This is a genomic window from Caballeronia catudaia, assembly GCF_001544755.2.
GTDB lineage: Bacteria > Pseudomonadota > Gammaproteobacteria > Burkholderiales > Burkholderiaceae > Caballeronia > Caballeronia catudaia.
In genome coordinates, this window is the sequence record NZ_FCOF02000018.1 from 59,544 (window position 1) to 80,152 (window position 20,609).

Genomic DNA, 20,609 nt, shown 5'->3' on the forward strand with positions numbered 1-20,609 from the left:
GCTTCGAAGGACGCCGCCTTATTTCTTCGTCAACATGGCATACAGCTCGATGACCATGTTCGGCGAAAACGTGAACGGCACCCAGCCATGTCCGCCGTGACGCATGATCAGCAAGCGGTCGCCGTTCGGGTACTTCTGCGTCGCCATGACCGGGTTCTTCGTGGCCGCGAAGCGCCATCCGGGCGCGATGCCCGTCGGCTGCTCCACCGACATCGACGCGCGCACGTTCGACAATTCCTCGATCAGCTCAGACACGCCTTCCGCGCTCAGCTTCACCGTCTTGCCCGCGATCGTCATTTCGACGGCATCGCGCTCCGGGCGCGACACGACGAGCGTGGGCGGCTCGTTCAACGCCGGCGGTTCGGCGGGCGCGGCGGAATCGCCGGGTTTGTGCGCGCCGTGCAACGCGGGCGGTTCATCGGGCGAGGCTTCCTTCGACGAAGCGACGGGTTCGATCGTCTCAGCCGATGACCGGTCAGATTCAACAGCGGTCTGAAGGAGCGCGTCGAGGCTCGACTCCAGCGCGCCGAGCTGGTCTTGTAGATTCATGCGAATGTGTCTGTGTCCGTGTCTTGCAGGCGTGCCGTGAGGCAACGATTCTACCCGCTCGCCTTTGTCGGGGTCGGCACAGGTTGTAACCAATTGCACTGAAGGCGCGGATTACACGAGAGAATTTCGTCGGCTCAAAACAAAACCGGCATCTCGAAAGAGATGCCGGTTCGGTCGGACGCGCATGATGCGCGCCCCCGTGCAAGCTTACTTCGCCTGCGCTTGCGCGAGCGCGTCGTTGAGCGTCTTGCTCGGACGCATCACGGCTTCGAGCTTGGCCTCGTCCGGCTTGTAGTAGCCGCCGATATCCGCCGCATTGCCCTGCACCGCGGCGAGCTCGTCGATGATCTTCTGCTCGTTCGCGGCCAGCGTCCTCGCGAGCGGCGCGAACTGCTCGGCGAGCGCCTTGTCTTCCGACTGCGAAGCGAGTTCCTGCGCCCAGTACATCGCGAGATAGAACTGGCTGCCGCGATTGTCGAGCTGGCCGGTTTTCGGCGACGGGCTCTTGTTGTTGTCGAGCAGCTTGCCGGTGGCCGAATCGAGCGCCTTCGCGACGAGCTTCGCGCGCGCGTTGTCGTTCTTGATGCCGAGCTCTTCCAGCGACACCGCCAGCGCGAGGAATTCGCCGAGCGAGTCCCAGCGCAGGTGGTTTTCCTGCACGAGCTGTTGCACGTGCTTGGGCGCCGAGCCGCCCGCGCCCGTTTCATACAGGCCGCCGCCCGCCATCAGCGGAACGATCGACAGCATTTTCGCGCTGGTGCCGAGTTCCATGATCGGGAACAGGTCGGTGAGGTAATCGCGCAGGATATTGCCGGTAACCGAAATCGTGTCCATGCCGCGGATCACGCGCTCGAGCGTGTAACGCATCGCGCGCACCTGCGACATGATCTGAATATCCAGGCCGGTGGTGTCGTAATCCTTCAGATACGTTTCGACCTTCTTGATGAGCTCGGCTTCGTGCGGACGATACGGGTCGAGCCAGAACACCGCCGGCGTGCCCGAGTTCTTCACGCGCGTCACGGCGAGCTTGACCCAGTCGCGGATCGGGGCGTCTTTCACGAGGCACATGCGCCAGATATCGCCCTTCTCGACTTCCTGCGTGAGCCCTTCGATGACTTCGTTCGTCGCGTTGTCGACAATGCGCGCCGTGCCGTCTTCAGCGATCTCGAAGGTCTTGTCGTGCGAGCCGTACTCTTCGGCCTTCTGCGCCATCAGGCCGACGTTCGGCACCGTGCCCATGGTCTTCGGATCGAACGCGCCGTTGGTCTTGCAGAAGTTGATGATTTCCTGATAGATGCGCGCGAACGTGCTTTCCGGAATCAGGCACTTGGTGTCTTGCGGACGGCCGTCGGCGCCCCACATCTTGCCGCCGGCGCGGATCATCGCGGGCATGGAGGCGTCGACGATCACGTCGTTCGGCGCGTGCAGGTTCGAGATGCCCTTGGCCGAATCGACCATTGCCATGGCCGGGCGCTTTTCGTGGCACGCGTGCATGTCGCGGATGACTTCGTCGCGCTGCGATTCCGGCAGCGCTTCGATCTTCGTGTAGAGATCGACGAGGCCGTTGTTCACGTTGATGCCGAGTTCTTCGAAGAGCTTCCCGTGCTTCGCGAATGCGTCTTTATAAAAGACCTTCACGGCGTGACCGAAGACGATCGGGTGCGAGACCTTCATCATGGTCGCCTTCACGTGCAGCGACAGCATGACGCCAGTGTCGAACGCGTCCTGCATCTGGTCTTCGTAGAATTCCACGAGCGCCTTCTTGCTCATGAACATGCTGTCGACGATCTCGCCGTCCTGCAGCTTGACCTTCGGCTTGAGCACGATGGTTTCGCCGCGCTTCGTGACGAGTTCCATGCGCACTTCGCGCGCTTTGTCGTTCGTGACGGACTTTTCGCCGTGATAGAAGTCGCCGTGCTTCATGTGCGCGACGTGCGTGCGCGACGCCATGCTCCACTCGCCCATGCTGTGCGGATGCTTCTTCGCGTAGTTCTTGACGGCCAGCGGCGCGCGGCGGTCCGAGTTGCCTTCGCGCAGCACCGGGTTCACGGCCGAGCCGAGGCACTTGCCGTAGCGCGCGCGGATGGCTTTCTCTTCGTCGTTCTTCGGCTCTTCGGGATAGTCGGGCAGCTTGTAGCCCTTGCTTTGCAGCTCCTTGATCGCGCTGGTCAGCTGATGCAGCGACGCGCTGATGTTCGGCAGCTTGATGATGTTGGTGTCGGCGTCCTGCGTGAGTTCGCCGAGCTTCGCGAGATTGTCGGGGACCTTTTGCGCGTCGGTCAGATATTCGGGGAATTCGCCCAGGATGCGCGCGGCCACCGAGATGTCGCTCGTCACGACGTTGACGCCCGCCGGCGCGGTGAAGGTACGGATGATCGGCAGAAAGGCGCTGGTCGCGAGCAGCGGAGCTTCGTCGGTCAGGGTGTAGATGATGGTGGGTTGCTGATTGCTCATCGCTTGTCTCGACATCCGAAAACAGGTTGGAAAAAACCGCCGGCTGCGTCACCCGTCCGGCAACAAACCGCTATTCTGCCTGATTTTTGCGTCACGCGCGTGTGAATATCGGCTCGCGCGGACGGCGAAAACGGGTGTTTATCTTGCTATTTCAATGACTTAAGTTTTTTATAGTCTTATACAAGAGTTGCGGTATTTCGCCGTCGTTGCGGGACCGGAACATTTCACGCACCGATATCGCGCTTCACTACGCGAAATAGCCGTTTGCCCGGAACCAGTCGAGCGCATCCCTCAACCCTTCCCGGTACGGCCGGGCGCTGTACCCCAGTTCCCGCTCCGCCTTCGCCGACGTGAACCACATCTTGTTCTTCGACATGCGCAGCGCGTCGACGGTCACCATCGGTTCCTTGCCGCTGAACTTCGCGAACAGCTCCGCGCCGATCGCGACGGGATAAAGCGGCCCGCGCGGCAATTTGACGGTCGGCGGCTTGCGCCCGACCAATCCGGCGATGTCCGCCAGCATTTGCTGCAAGGGCAGGTTCTCGCCGCCGAGGATATACCGCTCGCCAAGCTTGCCGCGTTCCAGCGCGAGAAAATGCCCGTTCGCGACATCATCGACATGCACGAGGTTCAGGCCCGTATCGACGAACGCCGGAATCTTGCCCGTCGCCGCCTCGACGATGATGCGCCCGGTTGGCGTCGGACGCACGTCGCGCGGGCCGATCGGCGTCGACGGATTCACGATCACCGCCGGCAGCGCGTTCTGCGCGACCATGCGCTCGACGGCGCGCTCGGCCAGCACCTTGCTGCGCTTGTACGCGCCGATCGTGCTCTGCGGGTCGGACGGCTTCGTCTCGTCGACGATCGCGCCGGAACTCGTCACCTTGAGCGTCGCGACGCTGCTCGTATAGACGATGCGCTCGACGCCTTCGGCCAACGCCGCGCGCATCGTCGCCTCGGTGCCTTCGAGATTCGCGCGCTCGATCTCGCCCGGATCGGGCGCCCAGATGCGGTAATCGGCGGCGACGTGGAACAGGAAGCGCACACCCTTGAGCGCGGCGCGCATCGACGCTTCGTCGCGCATGTCGCCGACGACGATCTCCGCGTCCAGCGATTCGACGTTCTTGCGCGGACTCGTCTTGCGCACGAGCACGCGCACGTCGAAACCGCGTTCGATGGCGAGCCGCGCGACCGCGGACCCGACGAACCCCGAGGCGCCCGTGACGAGCACGCGAGAGCCGGAAAAATCAGTCATTCTTACCTCGATGAAAACGCTGGCGCGGCCGTCTTTCGTAACAACTGCCGCGCGGGAAAGATTGCGCGAAAGCCTGATGTGACAAGGGTCTGCGGCTCATGCTAAGGTCCGTGCCTGCCGCCGCCTCGCCACATTCCGGCCGCGCAAAACATGAACACAACCGGTCGACGATGCCTCAAGACACTCGAAACCTCATCTCCTGGATCTACCTCGCCATCGCGTTGGCGCTCGCGGTCGTGTTCGCCGTCGATGTGCTCACGCCGATCCGCGTCGCGATCTGGATCTTCTATCTGCTGCCGGTCGTGCTGTGCGTGTGGGTCGACCGTCCCGCCGTGCCGATCGTCACCGCGGGCGCCTCGGCGCTGCTGATGATCGCAGGCTATGCATTGTCGCCCATCGATCCGGGCACGAGCCGCGAAGTGCTCCAGGTCAACCGCGCGATGGGCATCGTCGTGCTGTTCATGCTCGCGGCGGTGGCGCATCTGTATATCAAATCGCGGCTCGCCGTACAACGCACGGCCTGGCTGCAGCAGGGCATCGTCCAACTGGGCGTGAAGCTGCGCGGCGAGCAGTCTCCGGCTTCGATCGGTGTGAGCATCCTGCGTTCGATCGTGCCGTACGTGCAGGCGAAAGTGGGCGTCGTCTACGCGCTCGAAGGCGATGCGCTCGTGCGCGTCGCGGCGTGGGCGCTGCCGGACGAGGACAGCGCGCCGCGCACGCTCGCGCGCGGCGAGGGGCTCGTCGGCCAGGCGCTCGCCGATGAGCGCGTGCTCGAGCTGCGCGATGCTTCCGCGCATTATCTGAGAACCGGTTCCGCGCTCGGCTCCGCGACGGCGTCGCGCGTCGTGATCGCGCCGCTTTATGCCGATGGCGAAGCCGTCGGCGCGATCGAGCTGGGTTTCGTCGGCGACGAAGGACAATTCGACGACGCCCGCGCGCTGCTCGAAATGGCAGCGGAACCGGTCGGCATGGCGATGCGTTCGGCGCGTTATCGCGCGCGTCTCGTCGAACTGCTCGAAGAGACGCAGCGCCAGAGCGAGGAATTGCAGGTGCAGCAGGAAGAGCTGCGCGTGTCGAACGAGGAACTGGAAGAGCGCGGCCGCGCGTTGCAGGATTCGCAGGCGCGTCTCGAACAGCAGCAGGCCGAGCTCGAACAGACCAACGTGCAGTTGGAAGAGCACACGCAACATCTCGAACGGCAAAAGGCCGAGCTTTTGCAAGTGCAGCAGGAATTGACCGCGAACGCGCTGGAAATGGAGCGCGCGAGCCAGTACAAGTCGGAGTTCCTCGCGAACATGTCGCACGAACTGCGCACGCCGCTCAATAGCTCGCTGATCCTCGCGAAGCTCCTGCAGGACAACAAGCAAGGGAATCTGACCGACGAGCAGGTGCGCTACGCCGCGACGATCCATTCATCGAACAGCGACCTGCTCGCGCTCATCAACGACATTCTGGATTTGTCGAAGGTCGAGGCGGGGCAGATGGACGTGCAGTTCGCGCCCACGTCCGTCGATTCGATTCTGCAGGCGCTGAAGCAGTCGTTCGCGCCCGTCGCGGAAAGCAAGGGACTCGAATTCGTCACCGAGCATGGCGAGAACGTGCCGCAGTACTTCGTCACGGACGGTCAGCGGCTTTTGCAGGTGCTGCGCAATCTGCTGTCGAACGCGTTCAAGTTCACCGAGCGCGGCCGCGTGAGCGTCGCGGCGCAGCGCGCGGGCGACAACGCGGTGCGCTTCGAGGTGCGCGACACGGGCATCGGCATCGCGCGTGACAAGCAGGACATGATTTTCCAGGCGTTCCAGCAGGCCGACGGCACCACGAGCCGCAAATACGGCGGCAGCGGGCTCGGGCTGTCGATCTCGCGCGAATTCTCGCGTCTGCTCGGCGGCTCGGTGGCCGTGTCGAGCGAGCTGGGGCACGGCAGCGTGTTCTCCGTGACGCTGCCGATCGCCGCGCGCGAAGGCACCGTCACCTCGAAGCTCGACGCGATCGGTCATCTCGGCGAGCCGGAGCCGGCGGCCGTGAAGCCGCCGCTTCCTCCCGTGCCAGTTGCCGCGCCGCCTGCCGTGCCGCTTGCCGTGCCGATGGCCTTGCCCGACGTGCCGACGATCGCCGACGACCGCGCCGACCGGAAGCGTCCCGATCGCGTGATTCTCGTCATCGAGGACGATCAGCCGTTCGCGCGCATCCTCTACGATCTCGCGCACGAGCTCGACTTCGACTGCGTGCACGCGGCCACCGCGACGCAGGGCGTCGAACTCGCGCGTTCGCTGCAGCCGAACGGCATCCTGCTCGATATCGGCTTGCCGGACCAGTCGGGCCTCACGGTGCTCGAATGGCTCAAGCACGATCCGCTCACGCGCCATGTGCCGATTCACATCGTTTCGGCGACCGATCACGCCGATGTCGCGCTGCATCTCGGCGCGATCGGCTATACGCTGAAGCCGAGCGCGCGCGACGAGCTCGCCCTTGCAATCCGCAAGCTCGAAGCGCGTTCGGCGCAGGGCATGCGCCGCGTGCTCGTCGTCGAGGACGATCCGGCGCTGCGCCAGAGCATTCACGCGCTGCTCGCGAGCGAGACGGTGGCGATCACCGGCACGGGATCGATCGCGGAAGCCATCGAGGAAATGCAGCGCGGCGTGTTCGATTGCGTCGTGATGGATCTCGCGCTGCCCGACGGCTCCGGCTACGAGTTGCTCGAACGGGTGTCGACGAGCGCCGGCCACGCTTCGCCGCCTGTCATCGTCTACACGGGGCGTTTGCTGTCGCAGGAAGAAGAGCAGCGCCTGCGCCGCTACTCGAAATCGATCATCATCAAGGGAGCGAAATCGCCGGAGCGCCTGCTCGACGAAGTGACGCTCTTCCTGCACAGCGTCGAGAGCGCGTTGCCGCCCGAGCAGCAGCGCATGCTGCGCGCGGCGCGCCAGCGCGACGACGTGTTCGAGGGCCGCACGATTCTTCTCGCCGAAGACGACGTGCGCAATATCTTCGCGTTGTCGCGCGTGATCGAGCCGCTGGGCGCGACGCTCGAAATCGCGCGCAACGGCCGCGAGGCGCTCGAAGCGCTGGCGCGTCGCAGCGACATCGACCTCGTGCTGATGGACGTGATGATGCCCGAGATGGACGGCCTGACCGCGATGACCGAGATCCGCAAGCAAGCGCAGCATGCGCGCCTGCCGATCATCGCGCTGACGGCGAAGGCCATGCCGAGCGATCGCGAGAAATGTCTCGAGGCGGGTGCGGACGACTACATATCGAAGCCCATCGACGTGGATAAGCTCGTGTCGCTGTGCCGGGTTTGGCTGCGCCAGCGATGAACGAAGCGAGCTTTCAGATGAACGACAGCCGGCACGACGAAGAAGACACGTTCGACATCGAACTGAAGCTGATTCTGGAAGCGATCTACCTGCGCTATCAGCACGACTTCCGTCACTATTCCGTGAGCTCGCTGAGAAGGCGGCTCGCGCAGGCCGTGCACGATTTCAACGCGCGGACGCTGTCGCACTTGCAGGAGCGCATCCTGCGCGATCCGGCGCTCTTCGCGCGGCTCTTCCAGTACCTCACGGTGCAGGTGAGCGAGATGTTCCGCGACCCGGAGTATTTCCGCGCGATTCGCGAGCAGGTCGTGCCGATTCTGCAGACTTATCCGTCGATCAAGGTGTGGGTGGCGGGATGCAGCAGCGGCGAGGAATTGTGGTCGCTCGCGGTGCTGTTCGCGGAGGAGAAGATCGCGGAGCGCACCGTGTTCTACGCGACCGATATCAACGCGGAAGCCTTGCGGCAGGCGGAAAGCGGCATTTATCCGCTGGAGCGCATGGCGGGCTTCAGCCAGAACTATCTGTCGGCGGGCGGCAAGCGCTCGCTCTCCGACTACTATCACGCGGCCTACGGCGCGGCGAAGTTTTCGCAGACGCTCAAGTCGCGCGTCGTGTTCGCCGATCACAGTCTCGCCACCGACAGCGTGTTTCTCGAAGCGCATCTGGTGTCGTGCCGCAATGTGCTGATCTATTTCGATCGCGCGCTGCAGGATCGCGCGCTCGGCCTGTTCAGCGATTCGCTCGTGCGGCGCGGGTTTCTCGGTCTGGGCAGCAAGGAGAGCCTGCGCTTTTCGAAGTACGCGGACCGCTTCGCGGATTTCAATCCGCGCGAGCGGCTTTATCAGAAGGTGTGACGATGATCGACGCTTTCGGCACGCACCAATTCGGCGCAGTCGTGATCGGCGCATCGGCGGGCGGCGTCGAGGCGTTGAATCACTTGTTGCCGGTGCTGCCGAAGGCGTTCGCGCCGCCGGTGCTCGTCGTCGTGCATGTGCGGCAGGGGCCGCCGAGCCTGTTGCCGGGACTCTTCGCGACGCGCTGCGCGCTGGCGATCGAAGAACCGTTCGACAAGGACGAGATCATGCCCGGCACGGTGTATTTCGCGCCGGCGGGCTATCACATGCTCGTGGAGGCGGAAGGCGGCGTGGCGCCGTCGATCGCGCTTTCGGTCGATCCGCCGGTGCGCTTCTCGCGGCCGTCGGTGGACGTGCTGTTCGAATCGGCGGCGCACGCATACGGTGAGCGGCTGCTCGGCATCGTGCTCTCGGGCGCGAACGACGACGGCGCGCGCGGCGCCCGTGCGATCCGCGACGCGGGCGGAGAGTGCTGGGCGCAGAATCCGTCGACGGCCTCGTCGCCCGCCATGCCGCTCGCGGCGATCGCGCAAGGCGCGGTGCATGACGTACTGACGCTGGACGAAATGGCGATGCGGCTTTCGCAATGCATCCGCCGCCAGCCATGAAAAGAAGGCAAGGAGTCACCAGATGACGCAACCCATCCACGTGCTGATCGTCGACGACATCCGCAACAACATCACCGCGCTCGAAGCGTCGCTCGCGCGGCCGGATCTGTCGGTGCTGAAAGCCGAATCGGGGCCGGCCGCGCTCGAACTGCTGCTCAAGCACGAAGTCGCGCTCGCGATACTCGACGTCAACATGCCCGGCATGGACGGATTCGAGCTCGCCGAACTGATGCGCGGCAGCCCGCGCACGGCGCACGTGCCGATCATCTTTCTCACGGCGACGGCGCAGGACACGAACCGCACTTTCCGCGGTTACGAAGCGGGCGCGGTGGACTTTCTCTACAAGCCGTTCGATTCGCGCATCCTGAACTCGAAGGTCGATGTCTTCATCCAGATGGAGCGGCAAAAGCAGCAACTCGCGACGCAGCTCGCGACCGTGCAGCAACTGCTCGATGCGAACGAAATGCTGATGGCCGTGCTCGGTCACGATCTGCGCACGCCGCTTTCGGCGGTGATCGCGTCGGCGGAATATCTGGCGCGCTTCGTGAAGGACGAGAACGTCGCGAACATCGGCGAGCGCATCAAGTCGAGCGGCATGCGCATGGTGCGCATGGTCGATCAGTTGCTGAACCTCGCGCGTCTGCGCGGCGGGCGCGTCGCGTTGCAGCCGCGCGCGGTGGAGCTGATGACGCTCGCGAGAAATATCGTCGATGAATACGAGGCGCGCGTCGGCAAGGGGCGCGTGTTCGTGCTGCGTCAGGGCGACACGCTCCTGCAAGGCGACGGCGACCTGCTTTCGCAAGTGTTTTCGAATCTCATCGGCAATGCGCTACAGCATGGGCACAAAGGCTCGGCGATCCAGGTGCGGCTCGACGGCGACGCCGACGACGTGACCATCAGCGTGCACAACGCGGGCGAGATTCCCGCCGATGTGCTGCCGACGATCTTCGCGCCGTATCGCTCGGGCCGGCGTCAGCACGAATCGAGCGGTCTCGGTCTCGGGCTCTACATCACGCGCGAGATCGCGCAGATGCACGGCGGCGACGTCAGCGTGCGCTCGACGGCCGAAGCCGGCACGACCTTCGAAGTGAGGTTGCCGCGCGTATTTCATCCGGGGCCGGGCGAGCGCGCGGACGGGGCGCAGCCGTTCAGACTGGGTTGAAGCTGTCTACAATGCCGCCTATGAACGACGAACGAAGGGAGTCCGCAATGCCCGGTCCGGATCTGGATACGAGAATCGAAACGTATTACGTGCATGTGCGCGGCGTCGTGCAGGGCGTCGGCTTTCGCCATCACACGGTCAGGAAGGCGCACGCGCTCGGCGTGCGCGGATGGGTCGCCAATCTCGAAGACGGCTCCGTCGAAGCCGTCGTGCAGGGCGCGGCCAATCAGGTCGATCTGATGCTCGAATGGCTGCGGCGCGGGCCGCCGCATGCCCGCGTCACCGAGTTTCACAGCGAAGAGCGCCACGTCGAGAAACGCTACGAGCGCTTCGAACAACACTAACGCGCCACCAGCAGACTCTCCGCGAACTGCCATTCCTCGTCGCACCACTGATGCGTGCATTCGAAGCCCGCATCGGCGGCGATCGGCGCGACTTCATCGGCGGCATATTTGTGGCTGCTCTCCGTCCAGATCGTTTCGCCTTCGCGGAAGTCCACGCGCAAATCCGCCTCGCGAACGCGGACCGACAACGCGCGCTTTGCACGCAAGTGCATTTCGATGCTGCGTGCGTCCGGATTGAAGCGCGCGACGTGCTCGAAAGCGTCGAGCGGGAAATCGCCGCCCAGTTCGCGATTGATCCGCGCGAGCATGTTCAGGTTGAACGCGGCCGTCACGCCGATGGGATCGTCGTACGCGGCGATCAGCACCGGCAGCGGCTTGATGAGATCGGTGCCGAGCAAAAGCGCATCGCCGGGCTGGAGCATGCCGCGGATCGATCGCAGGAACTTGGTTGCAGCGAGCCGCGCAAAATTGCCGATGGTGCTGCCGAGAAACAGCACGAGCAGTCTTTCGCCGTCCTTGCGCCTCGCGCTGACTTCCGACAAGCCCGCGAGGTAATCGCGCTCGTGCCCGACGATCGACACGCGTTCGATATCGCTCAGTTCGCGCCGGCACAACTGCAAGGCGGTACGAGAAATTTCAATCGGATGGTAAGCGGTGGGCTGCTTTTTACACAGCGCCTCAAGAATGCGGCGCGTCTTGCGGCCGCTGCCGCTGCCCAGTTCCGCGACCTGAATATCGCCCGGCATGGCCGCGACGATGTCCGTCGCATGATCCTTCAACACGCGCTCTTCGGCGCGCGTCACGCCATATTCCGGCAGCGCGGTGATGACTTCGAAGAGGGCCGAGCCGACTTCGTCATACAGATACATCGAGGGCAATTCTTTTTGCGGACGCTTGCTGAGTCCTACGTGCACGGCCTCCGCGAAGGCGTTGGCGAAGCGGGGCGACAAGGCGGGTTGAGTCATGACGTCTCCATCGATGCGGCGTTTTCTTCGCGTGCCAACCTCGGAAAACTTTGGCACGGCGCGTGTTGCTGCGGATGCAATGACGTGAGCGGTGAAGGAAACACGCAAGGTGCCGCTCGGACTTCGGGACCGGACCGGCAAGCGTGCGCCGGACCGACAAGGCTCGCCGATCATGGTGACCGGCCAAAGACAGTTGCGTAAGACGGACAGTTGCGTGAGACGGCGTCCACGCGATGAAGTTCATGCCGAAATGCGAAGCATCTGACAAGCAAGAAGCGCGCACACCGGTGCATCGTATGTGAAGCGGGTTTTGAAAAGACGCGCGTGCTGCGTTTAGAATGCGCTCTCGCCGTTTCGATCGGCTTGCATTCACCTTCGCGCGCGAAAGCGCTTCTCTTCGATGAATCAGCATGACCTGGGGCGCGGCATCGCGCTGTCCGTCGCCGCTTCCACGCTCTTCGCGCTGATGTCCGGCTATACGACGTGGCTCGCGCCGCTCGACGGACTCGACATTTTTGCCTGGCGCATCGTGTGGACGCTGCCCGGCGCGCTTGCGCTCGTCGCGCTGCGAAAGCGCTGGCCGCAATTATGCGCGCTCGTTGCGAAGCTCGCCAAAACGCCGCATCTGTTGCTCGGCTTCGCCGCCGCCGCCGCGCTGCTCGGCGTGCAGTTGTGGATCTTTCTCTGGGCGCCGCTGCACGGACGCGCGTTGGAAGTTTCGCTCGGCTATTTCCTCCTGCCGCTCGCGATGGTGCTGCTCGGACGCTTCCATTACGGCGAGCGGCTCGATGGCTTTCAGTGGGCGGGCGTCGCCGCGGCGGCCGTCGGCGTTGCGCATGAGCTCGTCGTCACGCATGCGTTCGCGTGGCCCACGCTCGTCGTGATGCTCGGCTATCCGCCGTATTTCATATTGCGCCGCAGGCTCAACGCCGATCCGCTCGTGTCGTTCGCGGTCGAGATCATGTTGATGACGCCCGTCGCGGCAATCATGCTGTTCGTGCGCGGCTCGTTCACGGATGTCGCGGGCGAGCCGCATCTCTGGCTGCTGCTGTTGCCGGGGCTCGGCGCGTTGAGCACGATCGCGCTCGCGTCGTATCTGCGCGCGAGCCGTCATCTGCCGCTCGCGCTTTTCGGCATTCTCGGTTATGTGGAACCGGTGCTGCTCGTCGGCGTAGCCGTGCTGCTGCTGGGCGAGCCGTTTTCAGCGCGGCAGCTCGGGACTTATGTGCCGATCTGGATCGCGGTCGTGCTGACGGGCGTGCACAGCGCGCGGCTCCTGATGCGCGAGCGTTCGCGCAAACAGGCATTGCCGATGAGCGAGCATCACGCGAGCGTCGAGCATGAAACGGTGGCGGAGGAGATCGAGCGCGTCGAATGATCAGCGCGCGGTGCGCGCTTCGATGGCCTCGCGCAGATCGCGCATGAGACCGAGCCCGAACATAAGCTCGACGAGAATGAAGAGCGGTCCGATCAATAGCCCGATGATGTCATCGACGAACGCGGGTTTGCGATGCTCATAGCGCACGTGTCCGACGAATTGAAACACCCAGCCGGTCACGAAGAGGCCGATGCCGATGGCGAGCCATACCGCCGTGTCGTGCGACGCCGCCCACTGCCCGAACGCCGCGCTCAACGCGGACACGCAACCCATCGCGATGCCGAGCGGCACGTCGAGCCAAAGATAATAGAGCGTGGCGAGCGCGAACAGCACGCAGGCCGGCGTGAGCATGAACGCGCCTGAGAACACGGCCCATGCGGGTTTGCTCAGCAATGCGGCGATCGCGAGCACGATCAGAGGAATACCGATGAAGTGCGTGGCGACATTACGCCTGTCGCGATGATAAGCGGCGTATTGCGATAGCTGATCGGTCAGCGAGCGCATGGCGGGCGTCTCCATTGTTTCTTGTTTCACGCATGATAAGCCGCGCATCGACAGCGGCAACTAGCGTTTCCTTTAATGGAACGCAAAAAGGCGAGTCCGAAGACTCGCCTGAATCAAACGCACTGGATTGTTGATATGCAATGCCCAGTGCGCGATGCGATGACGCCGGCCTCCCTTACTTCTTCGCCGCGTCTACTTTCGCATCGGCGGCCGACTTGTTAGCGTCGCTTTGTGCTTCGACTTTTTCCTTGTCGGCCTTCGCTTGCGCCACGTTGGCATCCTTCGCTGCATCCTGCTTCTTCTTGTCGGCCTTGGACTGCGCAGCGTGCTTTTTCTTGTCGGCTTTCGCCTGTGCCTTGGCGGCATCACCGCGGGCGTCGGAAGCTTGTTCCGGCGTGGTCGCCTGCGCTACTTTCGCGGCTTCCTTGTTGGCGTCGGCTTGCGCCGATGCCTTGTCCTCGTTCGCCGATGCCTGTGCTTTCGCGGCATCGTGCTGCGCTTCCGCCTTCTTCTTGTTGGCGGTCGCCTGGGCTTCGGCCTTTTCGTTGTTGGCCTTCAGTTGCGCTTTGCCGGCATCGGTCGTGGCAGTTTGCGCGAATGCGGTGGAGACGAGCATGGCGGATGCGAGAGCAGCGACGATCTTCTTCATGGATTAACTCCCTTGGATCTTTTTAATGAGGACGCGTGGCGCAGTGCGCCGCGCTGACGATGAAAACGCCTTGTCCGTCGATATAGTTGACGTTCTTCTGGTGACAAAGCGTAACCAGTGGCGAGCAAATGAAACGGCATGCAGTAAAAGCGGCTGAGCCGACCGCTCTATACGCTTCGTGTTACCGGATGCGCGCGAAAGCTTGTTACGATTCGGCGAATTCGCATCGATTTGTAACTGTGCCCAAGGTAATTGGGTATCCGAACTAAATTCTCTTTGGGCGAATTCCCGACGCCGCATTTGTAATCGTTGAAATGCGCGGTTACCAACTGCAGCAGTTATTTCTTAGCCGACTGCTTAAGATGACTTCCATGAACCCGGCCTGTCGGGAAATGGAGAAGCTCATGAAACGCGCAGCAATCGTCTTGATGATGATCGGTAGTTTGACGGTAGCGGGCCAGGCATTGGCGCATGGACATGGCGGCGGCGGGCGTCACGGCGGCGGCGGCGGCGACGGCGACGGCGGTGCGATCGTCGGCGCGCTGATCGGCGGCGCGGTGCTTGGCGCGCTGGTGACATCGGTCGCCAATGCACAACCGGTGTACGCGCAGCCGGCGTATGCGCAACCGGCGTATGCGCAGCCTGTCTATGAAGAGCCCGCTTATGCGCAGCCGGCTTATGCCCAGCCTGCGCAGCCGCCCGGCTATTGCTACGACAACTATCGTCGCGCCTACGTGCCTTGCGGCTATTGATTCGATTTCAAGCGCGGCACGCCCCTTGCGCTAATCCCGGCACGGTTGTGGCGTCCGATGCGTTGCCACGACCGATATGCAAACTCGGGAGGCATGCAATGAACGCGATGACGAAGAAGCTGGTTATTTCGGCCCTGGTGCTGGGCTTGTCGGGCGGCGCTTATGCGCAAGCGGGCGGTTCTATGGGCGCAGGCGGCAATGGGTCGTCGGGGTCCGGATCGGCGGCGGGCGGCAAGGGCGGCGGCGTCGGCATGAGCGGCACCGGCATGGGCGGATCGGCGGACGGCACGGCGGGCACCGGCGCGAAGAGCGGCATGGGCAACGACGCCACCAACGGCATGAGCCAGGATCAGGGCACCGTGCAACGCAGCGCGCCGAACAACGGCAACATGAATTCGGGCGGCATGAAGTCGGACGGGACCGGCACGCACAAGGCTTATTGATACGGTGCCAGCGCACGCGGGTGCGATCGCCGCAGCGTCGCGATGATGCGAAAAGCGGCATCCGCCCGGCGGCGGCGCGCAATTACAAATAGACGAGAAACAGATTCGATGCGCCTCGATCGGCGCGAGAGTTACTGACCGCTCGCCGACGCCGCATCCACCGCTGCGGCCGGTTCGAAGGTCTTCGCGCGCAAGCTGACCTTTTGGGCATAGGCGCGCGATCCGCCGTAGCTCTTCAGCGCGGCGTCGAGATCGCCTTGGGCGGACTTCATATAGCTGTGCAGGATTGCCGAGCCGGTTTCGATGTTGTCTTCCGGGTCCGTCAGATCCACGTTGCGCACGAGCTTCTTGTGCGCAGACGGCACCACCTGCATCAGCCCCGTTGCGTTATTCGGCCCTATGGCCGTTTCCTTGAAGCGCGATTCGATCGAAATGATGGCGAGCAGAAGCGCCGGCGGAAGCGAATATTTCGAAGCCGACGACATGACCGCCGACGCGATGGTCTGTGCCTTTTCGCGCGCCACGCCGAATTTCCGGGTCAGCATTTCCGAAATCTTGTGACCGGCTTCCTGTGTCTTCGGATCCTGCGCGACGGTGTCGCTCGCGGCGATGCCCGTCTGCGCTTCCTGCGCGAGCGAGGTTTGCGCTGAACTCAGCGAGGCGGCAAGAACGGCAAAGATGACGAGGAAACGGCGCATCGGATGGGGAGATCAAAGCGGAACCGCATTATAGCCATATAAAAAATCCTTGTGGATCATGGACTTGTCTTAAATCCGATGTTTCGTTTCGCAAGCCGGCATGTTTTTACGTGCGCTCGGCGCGTTTCGCCGAGGGCGCCGAAATACCCTCGCCGGAGAGAATGGCAGCGCGCCCGCCCCCGCGCGGAGCAGGCTGCCCGCGACCGTCGCGGCGTGAAACGTGGGAATCGAAAGCAGAGAGAAGTCGATGGCCGGATTCGGCGCGCGGCGGCAATGCAACACCGTCGCGCGAAACAGCAGCAGGCCGACCGCGACGCAGATCCACGGCACGCCCGCCGGCAGCACGCCGCGACCGGCGCTTTCGATGCCGATCATGAACAGGCGCTCCGGTGCGCGTCAGCTTCGCGAAAGCGCGACGTCCGCCGCCATTTCCATGAAATGCGGCAGCCCGGGCGTGACGCGATGCGCGTCCTTCGCTTCGTCGTCCCAGCGGCGCAATGCGATTGCATCGTTCGCGTAAGGCTTCGCGAGGAAGGCTTGCGCGGCTTCATCGTCGAATACGCCGCCTTGCAGTTGCAGACTGCGCACCGAATCCGCCGACAAACGCGCGTGATACAACGGATCGATCGCGCACAGGCAGCGCTTCGCATCGACGTGCTGGCGGATCGGTTCGAGCACGGCATCGGAAAAAAGCGGGCGCAGGAACGGCAGCGCGTAATACTGGTGCAGATCGTCGATGCCGCGTTTGCTCGGCGTTTCGCCCTGCAGGTTCAGCAAATGCCCGAGATCGTGCAGCAAAGCAGCGACGACGAGCTCGCGGCTCGCGCCCGCCTCTTCGGCGAGCGCGGCGCTCTGCAACGCGTGCTGCAACTGCGTGACCGGCTCGCCGCTATAGGCGATCGAGCCGTGCTTGCCGAAGAGACGCCGGATATCGTCGAGTGAAAGCGCCATCGTGAGGAAACCGTCGAGCGGGTATGCTCAAAGCACGAAACGCGCGATTCTCGCAGGCTTTCATGACGCGACGATGGCTGTGTTGCGCCGGATAACACGATGCCTTTCTTCTTCAGCCGCCACGTGGCGCTTGCCGGACTCGATCGCGCATCGCGCCGCGACGTGCGCCGCATCGCGTGGCATTTCGCGCAACGGCACTGGAGCCTGCACGCGCCGGCGTTCGCGTGGGTCATTTTCGTGTTGCTGCATACGCGCTATCACGTCGTGCCCGAAGGGCGCGACTATCTTCTGATCACGCTCGTCATTTTCGTGCTCGCGGTCGTCAATATCCGGCTGCATATCGGGCGCTATCTAAAGCCCGCGCGGGCCATTCACGATGCGCTCGGAAGCGCGGCGGCGCGCTCGGTCATCGGCCGATAAGCGCCTCTGTTGCAATGCCACATCTCGCGAAAGGACCCCGTTTTTTGCGTGTTACGATGATCGGCACCCGTATCCACCGAACGCAAGATGGCAACGCTATATGAAACGCTCGGCGTGAACGAGCACGCCACTGAAGAAGAAATCAAACGCGCGTATCGCAAAGCGGCGATGCGCTGTCATCCCGACCGCAACGCGGGCAATGAGGTCGCCGCCCGCGCGAAGTTCCAGGAAATAAAAGAAGCCTACGCCATACTGTCCGACCCCGCGCAGCGCGAGGTGTACGACCGTATCTATGCCGAAGAGATGCGCCGCTGGGAAGAGCGCACGCGCAAGGAGGAAGCGGAGCGCGAGGCCCGCGAAGCGAAGGCGCGCAAGGCACGCGAAGCGCGTGAAGCGAAAGAGCGCGAAGCACGCGAGGCGCTCTATGCGAAGCGCGTATCGCTCGCGATGCGTTTCGCATCGCAAGGTCATAACCGCGATGTCGTGTTCGGCGTGCTGCTCGGCGCGCAATGCGACGAATCCACGGCACGGCAGATCGCCGATAGCGCGATCGCGCTGCATGAATCGCGTCAGGCGAAGGAAAAACGGGAAGCGCGCGAGAAAGAACCCGGCGTCGAGCAACGAGAGGAAAAGCCGGAAGAGAAGCTGGAAAAGAAGGAAGCCGCCACCGCCGGCGTTGCGAATCCGCTCGGCGCAATGTGGTTTCAGTTCCTCAACAATATGCGTTTGTAGTTGTCGACTGCTTTCGCGAGGAACGCCCTGTCTCTCAGCGGGGCGGCTAAAAACGGATTCGAATCGAACTATCCTGAAGAGGCGTTGAATCAGGCCGCGAGCCGTTCGCCGCGCATGTTGTTTCGCTTCGGCGCGGGCGGATAGACACACCAGTGTCCATCATCGTGACGGAAGAAGAACAGCGCCCTCGATGCCGCCCCTTGCAATGCCTCGACGCAGACATAACGGCGTCCATCGGAACGCGTGCGGCTGAACTGCCTCACATGCACCGGAACACTGCCCGGCGCGAGCCATTTGTCGACCTGGTAACGAAGGGACCGCTCATTCGCGCATTTCATTTTTCAGTCTCCAGCCCGCGACATTCATGATCGGGTTATCGGCAGATCGCGCCAATGTTTAAAGCCCCGTCATCAAACCCCCGCCGCGACGCACCACATTCCTGAGAAAGCACTTTAACTCTACGCCTGGATTCCATGCGCAGTGCCCGTTTTTGCAAAATAGCAACAGCGAGCTTTCACGCGTCTTTGCCATGCCTTCCTTCATGCGGGACGCATAACGCTATGACTTATCGTCGTGCAACGCGATGCGACGGTATGTGCGCGATCGGTCATATGAAAGGGCCAATGCGTACGCTACCCGTCACTCGATACCAAGCGAACGCCGTGCCTGCGCCGTGCGAATCAAAGCGGGCGTGCGAAGCTCAGTTCATGACCGTCGGGATCGGTGAGATGGAAGTAGCGCTCGTTCCAGGGCGCATCGCGCGGCGTGAATTGCGGCTCGATGCCGTGCGCCACCGCCTTCCGATAGAACGCGTCCACATCGGACACGTAGATGATGACGCGGCCCCAGAACTGGATCGGGCCGTGCGTCTCGCTGGTGAGATTGAGATATGAAGCACCGAGCGCGAACGAAGTGAACGCCTCGTTCGCGCCGCCATACAGCATGCGAAAGCCGAGCGCTTCATAGAAGCGCACCGCGCGCGGCATGTCATGCGTCGCGAGCGTGATTGCGCTCAATGCTTCGACGTGCGCGTCGCCGCCGTCTTGCCGATGATCGCCGCTCATCCCGGATGATGTTGATGCGATACGAGCGGCAATACCGAAAGATCCGGATGCGTGCCATCGACGATGCTTCTACCGATATGCCGCGCATCGTCCACGGCGTCCTCCGCGGTCTTGTAGGCGTCGTCGCCGTCCGCGTGGAAATGCACCGCTTCACCGGGCGCGTTCGCGTCCGCGCCGGGCCTGCACACATGACCGATATACACGTAGCGCTCGGCTTTGCTCGGCGGCGCATGCTCGGGCGTCGGCTTCAATTGCGGCAGCACGTGGATCTGGAATCCTTCGTAATCGAAGACATGCCATTGAGCGGGATCGTCGGGCATGATCGCCTCCTTTGTAGTGTTCGCTCGCGAATCAACGTTACTCTTGTTGGCTCGATGAATCCACCGCCATGCGCGGCGGCGCGCTCTTCAATAACGCGTCGACGTAGCGCTTCCACAGCGCCGGATGCGCGATGCTCTGCGTGCCGTAGGTCTGATCGCTTTCCGGCACTTCGACATAGCGAGCACGCGCGATGCCCGGCAGCACGCGCTGGATTGCGCCGGTGTCACCCGGCGTCGTGAGATCGTCGGCGAAGTTCACGGCCAGCACGCGCGCCTCGATGCGCGCGAGGTCCGGCTCGGGATCGTAGTCGCGCGATGCCTCGAAGGCGTAGAGCGTGTCGTTCGCATCGAGCCCGCGCGCGCGATACACCGACGCGTCGTAATACCACGCTGCACGCTCACCGTCCGGCGCCGCATCGTTCATGCGCGCCGGGTTTTCCGTCATCAGCGTAAAGACGGGCATCGCGCGCAGCCACGCGATAGGCGGCTCGCCGTAGCGGCCATCGTTCCATTCGGGATCGCGCCGGATCGCCGCGACGATCATCCTGCGCCAGAACGCATTGCGTCCCGCGATGGCGACGGGCACGCTTGCAATGGGCATGAGCGCATCCATCATCGTGGGATGGCGCTCGCCCCAGAGCCACGCGTGCATGCCGCCCATCGCCGTGCCCAGCACGAGCCGCAAATGCGCGATATGCAAGCCTTCGGTGACGAGCCGATATTGCGCCTCGACCATGTCGCGATAGCCGTAATTCGGGAAGTCCATGCGCAGGCCGTCGCTCGGTTTGCCCGACGCGCCGTGGCCGATGGCATCCGGAATCACGATGTAATAGCGCGCGGCATCGAGCGGCGCGCCCGGCGCGAAAAGTTCGCGGCGCATGTCGGCGGTGAGATACGCGCGGCTCGACGCGATGGTGTCGTGCAGCAGCAAGACGGCGTTGACAATGCCGCCGTTCGCATCGCGCGCGGGCTCGCCGAGCGTCACGTAATGCAGCTTCAGTTGCGGCAGCACACTGCCATCCTGGACACGAAATTCGCCGATGACGACATCGCCGCTGCGTTCATGATCCTGCCCGCACGCCGACGACGCGACCAACAGCAGCAACATCGCAAAGAGGAGAGGGCGCATGATCGTTCATGTCTGACGAAAGACGCGGCGGCATCTTTCAGTGTAGGCCGGCGACGCGCGA

22 protein-coding genes and 1 pseudogene are annotated in these 20,609 nt (G+C 63.3%); 10 read left to right on the forward strand and 13 right to left on the reverse strand.

Features of this window, described 5'->3' with window-relative positions:
- Positions 1 to 18: 18 nt before the first annotated feature.
- The 3 genes from AWB75_RS19915 to hpnA form a co-directional block, all read right to left on the reverse strand.
- Positions 19 to 549: a hypothetical protein gene (locus AWB75_RS19915; protein ID WP_061125808.1), complete on the reverse strand. Its 531-nt coding sequence runs from the start codon at positions 547 to 549 to the stop codon at positions 19 to 21.
- Between the two features lie 207 nt (positions 550 to 756).
- Entirely contained in the window at positions 757 to 3,003 is a 2,247-nt protein-coding gene (locus AWB75_RS19920; protein ID WP_061125867.1) for an NADP-dependent isocitrate dehydrogenase, read from the reverse strand.
- 247 nt (positions 3,004 to 3,250) lie between these two features.
- Complete coding sequence (hpnA, locus tag AWB75_RS19925) at positions 3,251 to 4,258, reverse strand: hopanoid-associated sugar epimerase (protein WP_061125809.1); 1,008 nt, start codon at positions 4,256 to 4,258, stop codon at positions 3,251 to 3,253.
- Between the two features lie 170 nt (positions 4,259 to 4,428).
- On the opposite strand from hpnA, the gene AWB75_RS19930 reads away from it, so the two are divergent.
- The 5 genes from AWB75_RS19930 to AWB75_RS19950 are packed head-to-tail and all read left to right on the forward strand — an operon-like array spanning position 4,429 to position 10,543.
- Entirely contained in the window at positions 4,429 to 7,575 is a 3,147-nt protein-coding gene (locus AWB75_RS19930) for a response regulator (RefSeq protein ID WP_235012165.1), read from the forward strand.
- 17 nt (positions 7,576 to 7,592) lie between these two features.
- Positions 7,593 to 8,429 (forward strand): CheR family methyltransferase, encoded by an 837-nt coding sequence (locus tag AWB75_RS19935; RefSeq protein WP_407642153.1) that lies wholly within the window; start codon positions 7,593 to 7,595, stop codon positions 8,427 to 8,429.
- Positions 8,430 to 8,431: 2 nt separating this feature from the next.
- The gene (locus AWB75_RS19940) at positions 8,432 to 9,037 is read left to right on the forward strand and encodes a chemotaxis protein CheB (protein WP_061125810.1); all 606 of its coding nucleotides are present in this window, start codon (positions 8,432 to 8,434) and stop codon (positions 9,035 to 9,037) included.
- Between the two features lie 22 nt (positions 9,038 to 9,059).
- Entirely contained in the window at positions 9,060 to 10,199 is a 1,140-nt protein-coding gene (locus AWB75_RS19945; RefSeq protein ID WP_061125811.1) for a hybrid sensor histidine kinase/response regulator, read from the forward strand.
- Positions 10,200 to 10,246: 47 nt separating this feature from the next.
- On the forward strand, positions 10,247 to 10,543 hold the full coding sequence (locus AWB75_RS19950) for an acylphosphatase (RefSeq protein WP_061125870.1): 297 nt from the start codon (positions 10,247 to 10,249) through the stop codon (positions 10,541 to 10,543).
- Here the strand turns inward: AWB75_RS19950 and egtD are convergent.
- Positions 10,540 to 11,508: an L-histidine N(alpha)-methyltransferase gene (egtD, locus tag AWB75_RS19955; protein WP_061125812.1), complete on the reverse strand. Its 969-nt coding sequence runs from the start codon at positions 11,506 to 11,508 to the stop codon at positions 10,540 to 10,542. The two genes, AWB75_RS19950 and egtD, sit on opposite strands and share 4 nt — an antisense overlap.
- Positions 11,509 to 11,908: 400 nt before the next feature.
- On the opposite strand from egtD, the gene rarD reads away from it, so the two are divergent.
- Positions 11,909 to 12,886: an EamA family transporter RarD gene (gene rarD / locus AWB75_RS19960; protein WP_061125813.1), complete on the forward strand. Its 978-nt coding sequence runs from the start codon at positions 11,909 to 11,911 to the stop codon at positions 12,884 to 12,886.
- On the opposite strand, the gene AWB75_RS19965 is transcribed toward rarD, so the two are convergent.
- Positions 12,887 to 13,390 carry an Mpo1 family 2-hydroxy fatty acid dioxygenase gene (locus AWB75_RS19965; protein ID WP_061125871.1) on the reverse strand — a complete coding sequence of 168 codons (504 nt, stop codon included), beginning with the start codon at positions 13,388 to 13,390 and terminating at the stop codon, positions 12,887 to 12,889.
- A gap of 175 nt (positions 13,391 to 13,565) precedes the next feature.
- Positions 13,566 to 14,039 carry a hypothetical protein gene (locus AWB75_RS19970; protein ID WP_061125814.1) on the reverse strand — a complete coding sequence of 158 codons (474 nt, stop codon included), beginning with the start codon at positions 14,037 to 14,039 and terminating at the stop codon, positions 13,566 to 13,568.
- Between the two features lie 404 nt (positions 14,040 to 14,443).
- On the opposite strand from AWB75_RS19970, the gene AWB75_RS19975 reads away from it, so the two are divergent.
- The gene (locus AWB75_RS19975) at positions 14,444 to 14,791 is read left to right on the forward strand and encodes a hypothetical protein (RefSeq protein ID WP_061125872.1); all 348 of its coding nucleotides are present in this window, start codon (positions 14,444 to 14,446) and stop codon (positions 14,789 to 14,791) included.
- A 98-nt stretch (positions 14,792 to 14,889) separates the two neighbouring features.
- On the forward strand, positions 14,890 to 15,234 hold the full coding sequence (locus AWB75_RS19980; RefSeq protein WP_061125815.1) for a hypothetical protein: 345 nt from the start codon (positions 14,890 to 14,892) through the stop codon (positions 15,232 to 15,234).
- A 131-nt stretch (positions 15,235 to 15,365) separates the two neighbouring features.
- Here the strand turns inward: AWB75_RS19980 and AWB75_RS19985 are convergent, their stop codons facing one another.
- The 3 genes and pseudogenes from AWB75_RS19985 to AWB75_RS19995 all read right to left on the reverse strand — a co-directional run bounded on the left by AWB75_RS19985 (position 15,366) and on the right by AWB75_RS19995 (position 16,883).
- On the reverse strand, positions 15,366 to 15,932 hold the full coding sequence (locus AWB75_RS19985; RefSeq protein ID WP_061125816.1) for a transglycosylase SLT domain-containing protein: 567 nt from the start codon (positions 15,930 to 15,932) through the stop codon (positions 15,366 to 15,368).
- 159 nt (positions 15,933 to 16,091) lie between these two features.
- Positions 16,092 to 16,307 (reverse strand): annotated as a pseudogene (locus AWB75_RS19990) (MFS transporter); the annotation flags it as partial.
- 21 nt (positions 16,308 to 16,328) lie between these two features.
- Entirely contained in the window at positions 16,329 to 16,883 is a 555-nt protein-coding gene (locus AWB75_RS19995) for a phosphonate degradation HD-domain oxygenase (RefSeq protein WP_061125818.1), read from the reverse strand.
- A 99-nt stretch (positions 16,884 to 16,982) separates the two neighbouring features.
- Here AWB75_RS19995 and AWB75_RS20000 point away from each other — a divergent pair, with 99 nt between their 5' ends.
- Together AWB75_RS20000 and AWB75_RS20005 are read left to right on the forward strand one after the other, a co-directional pair.
- Positions 16,983 to 17,303, forward strand: coding sequence for a hypothetical protein (locus tag AWB75_RS20000; RefSeq protein ID WP_061125819.1), 321 nt, complete (start codon positions 16,983 to 16,985; stop codon positions 17,301 to 17,303).
- Positions 17,304 to 17,390: 87 nt separating this feature from the next.
- On the forward strand, positions 17,391 to 18,035 hold the full coding sequence (locus tag AWB75_RS20005; protein ID WP_061125820.1) for a J domain-containing protein: 645 nt from the start codon (positions 17,391 to 17,393) through the stop codon (positions 18,033 to 18,035).
- An 89-nt stretch (positions 18,036 to 18,124) separates the two neighbouring features.
- Here AWB75_RS20005 and AWB75_RS20010 read toward each other — a convergent pair whose 3' ends face one another.
- The 4 genes from AWB75_RS20010 to AWB75_RS20025 all read right to left on the reverse strand — a co-directional run bounded on the left by AWB75_RS20010 (position 18,125) and on the right by AWB75_RS20025 (position 20,548).
- Positions 18,125 to 18,373: a hypothetical protein gene (locus tag AWB75_RS20010; protein WP_061125821.1), complete on the reverse strand. Its 249-nt coding sequence runs from the start codon at positions 18,371 to 18,373 to the stop codon at positions 18,125 to 18,127.
- 342 nt (positions 18,374 to 18,715) lie between these two features.
- On the reverse strand, positions 18,716 to 19,099 hold the full coding sequence (locus AWB75_RS20015; RefSeq protein ID WP_061125822.1) for a VOC family protein: 384 nt from the start codon (positions 19,097 to 19,099) through the stop codon (positions 18,716 to 18,718).
- Positions 19,096 to 19,419 carry a hypothetical protein gene (locus AWB75_RS20020; protein WP_061125823.1) on the reverse strand — a complete coding sequence of 108 codons (324 nt, stop codon included), beginning with the start codon at positions 19,417 to 19,419 and terminating at the stop codon, positions 19,096 to 19,098. Before AWB75_RS20020 ends, AWB75_RS20015 begins: the two co-directional genes overlap by 4 nt.
- Positions 19,420 to 19,456: 37 nt before the next feature.
- Complete coding sequence (locus tag AWB75_RS20025; protein WP_061125824.1) at positions 19,457 to 20,548, reverse strand: alpha/beta fold hydrolase; 1,092 nt, start codon at positions 20,546 to 20,548, stop codon at positions 19,457 to 19,459.
- Positions 20,549 to 20,609 lie beyond the last annotated feature (61 nt).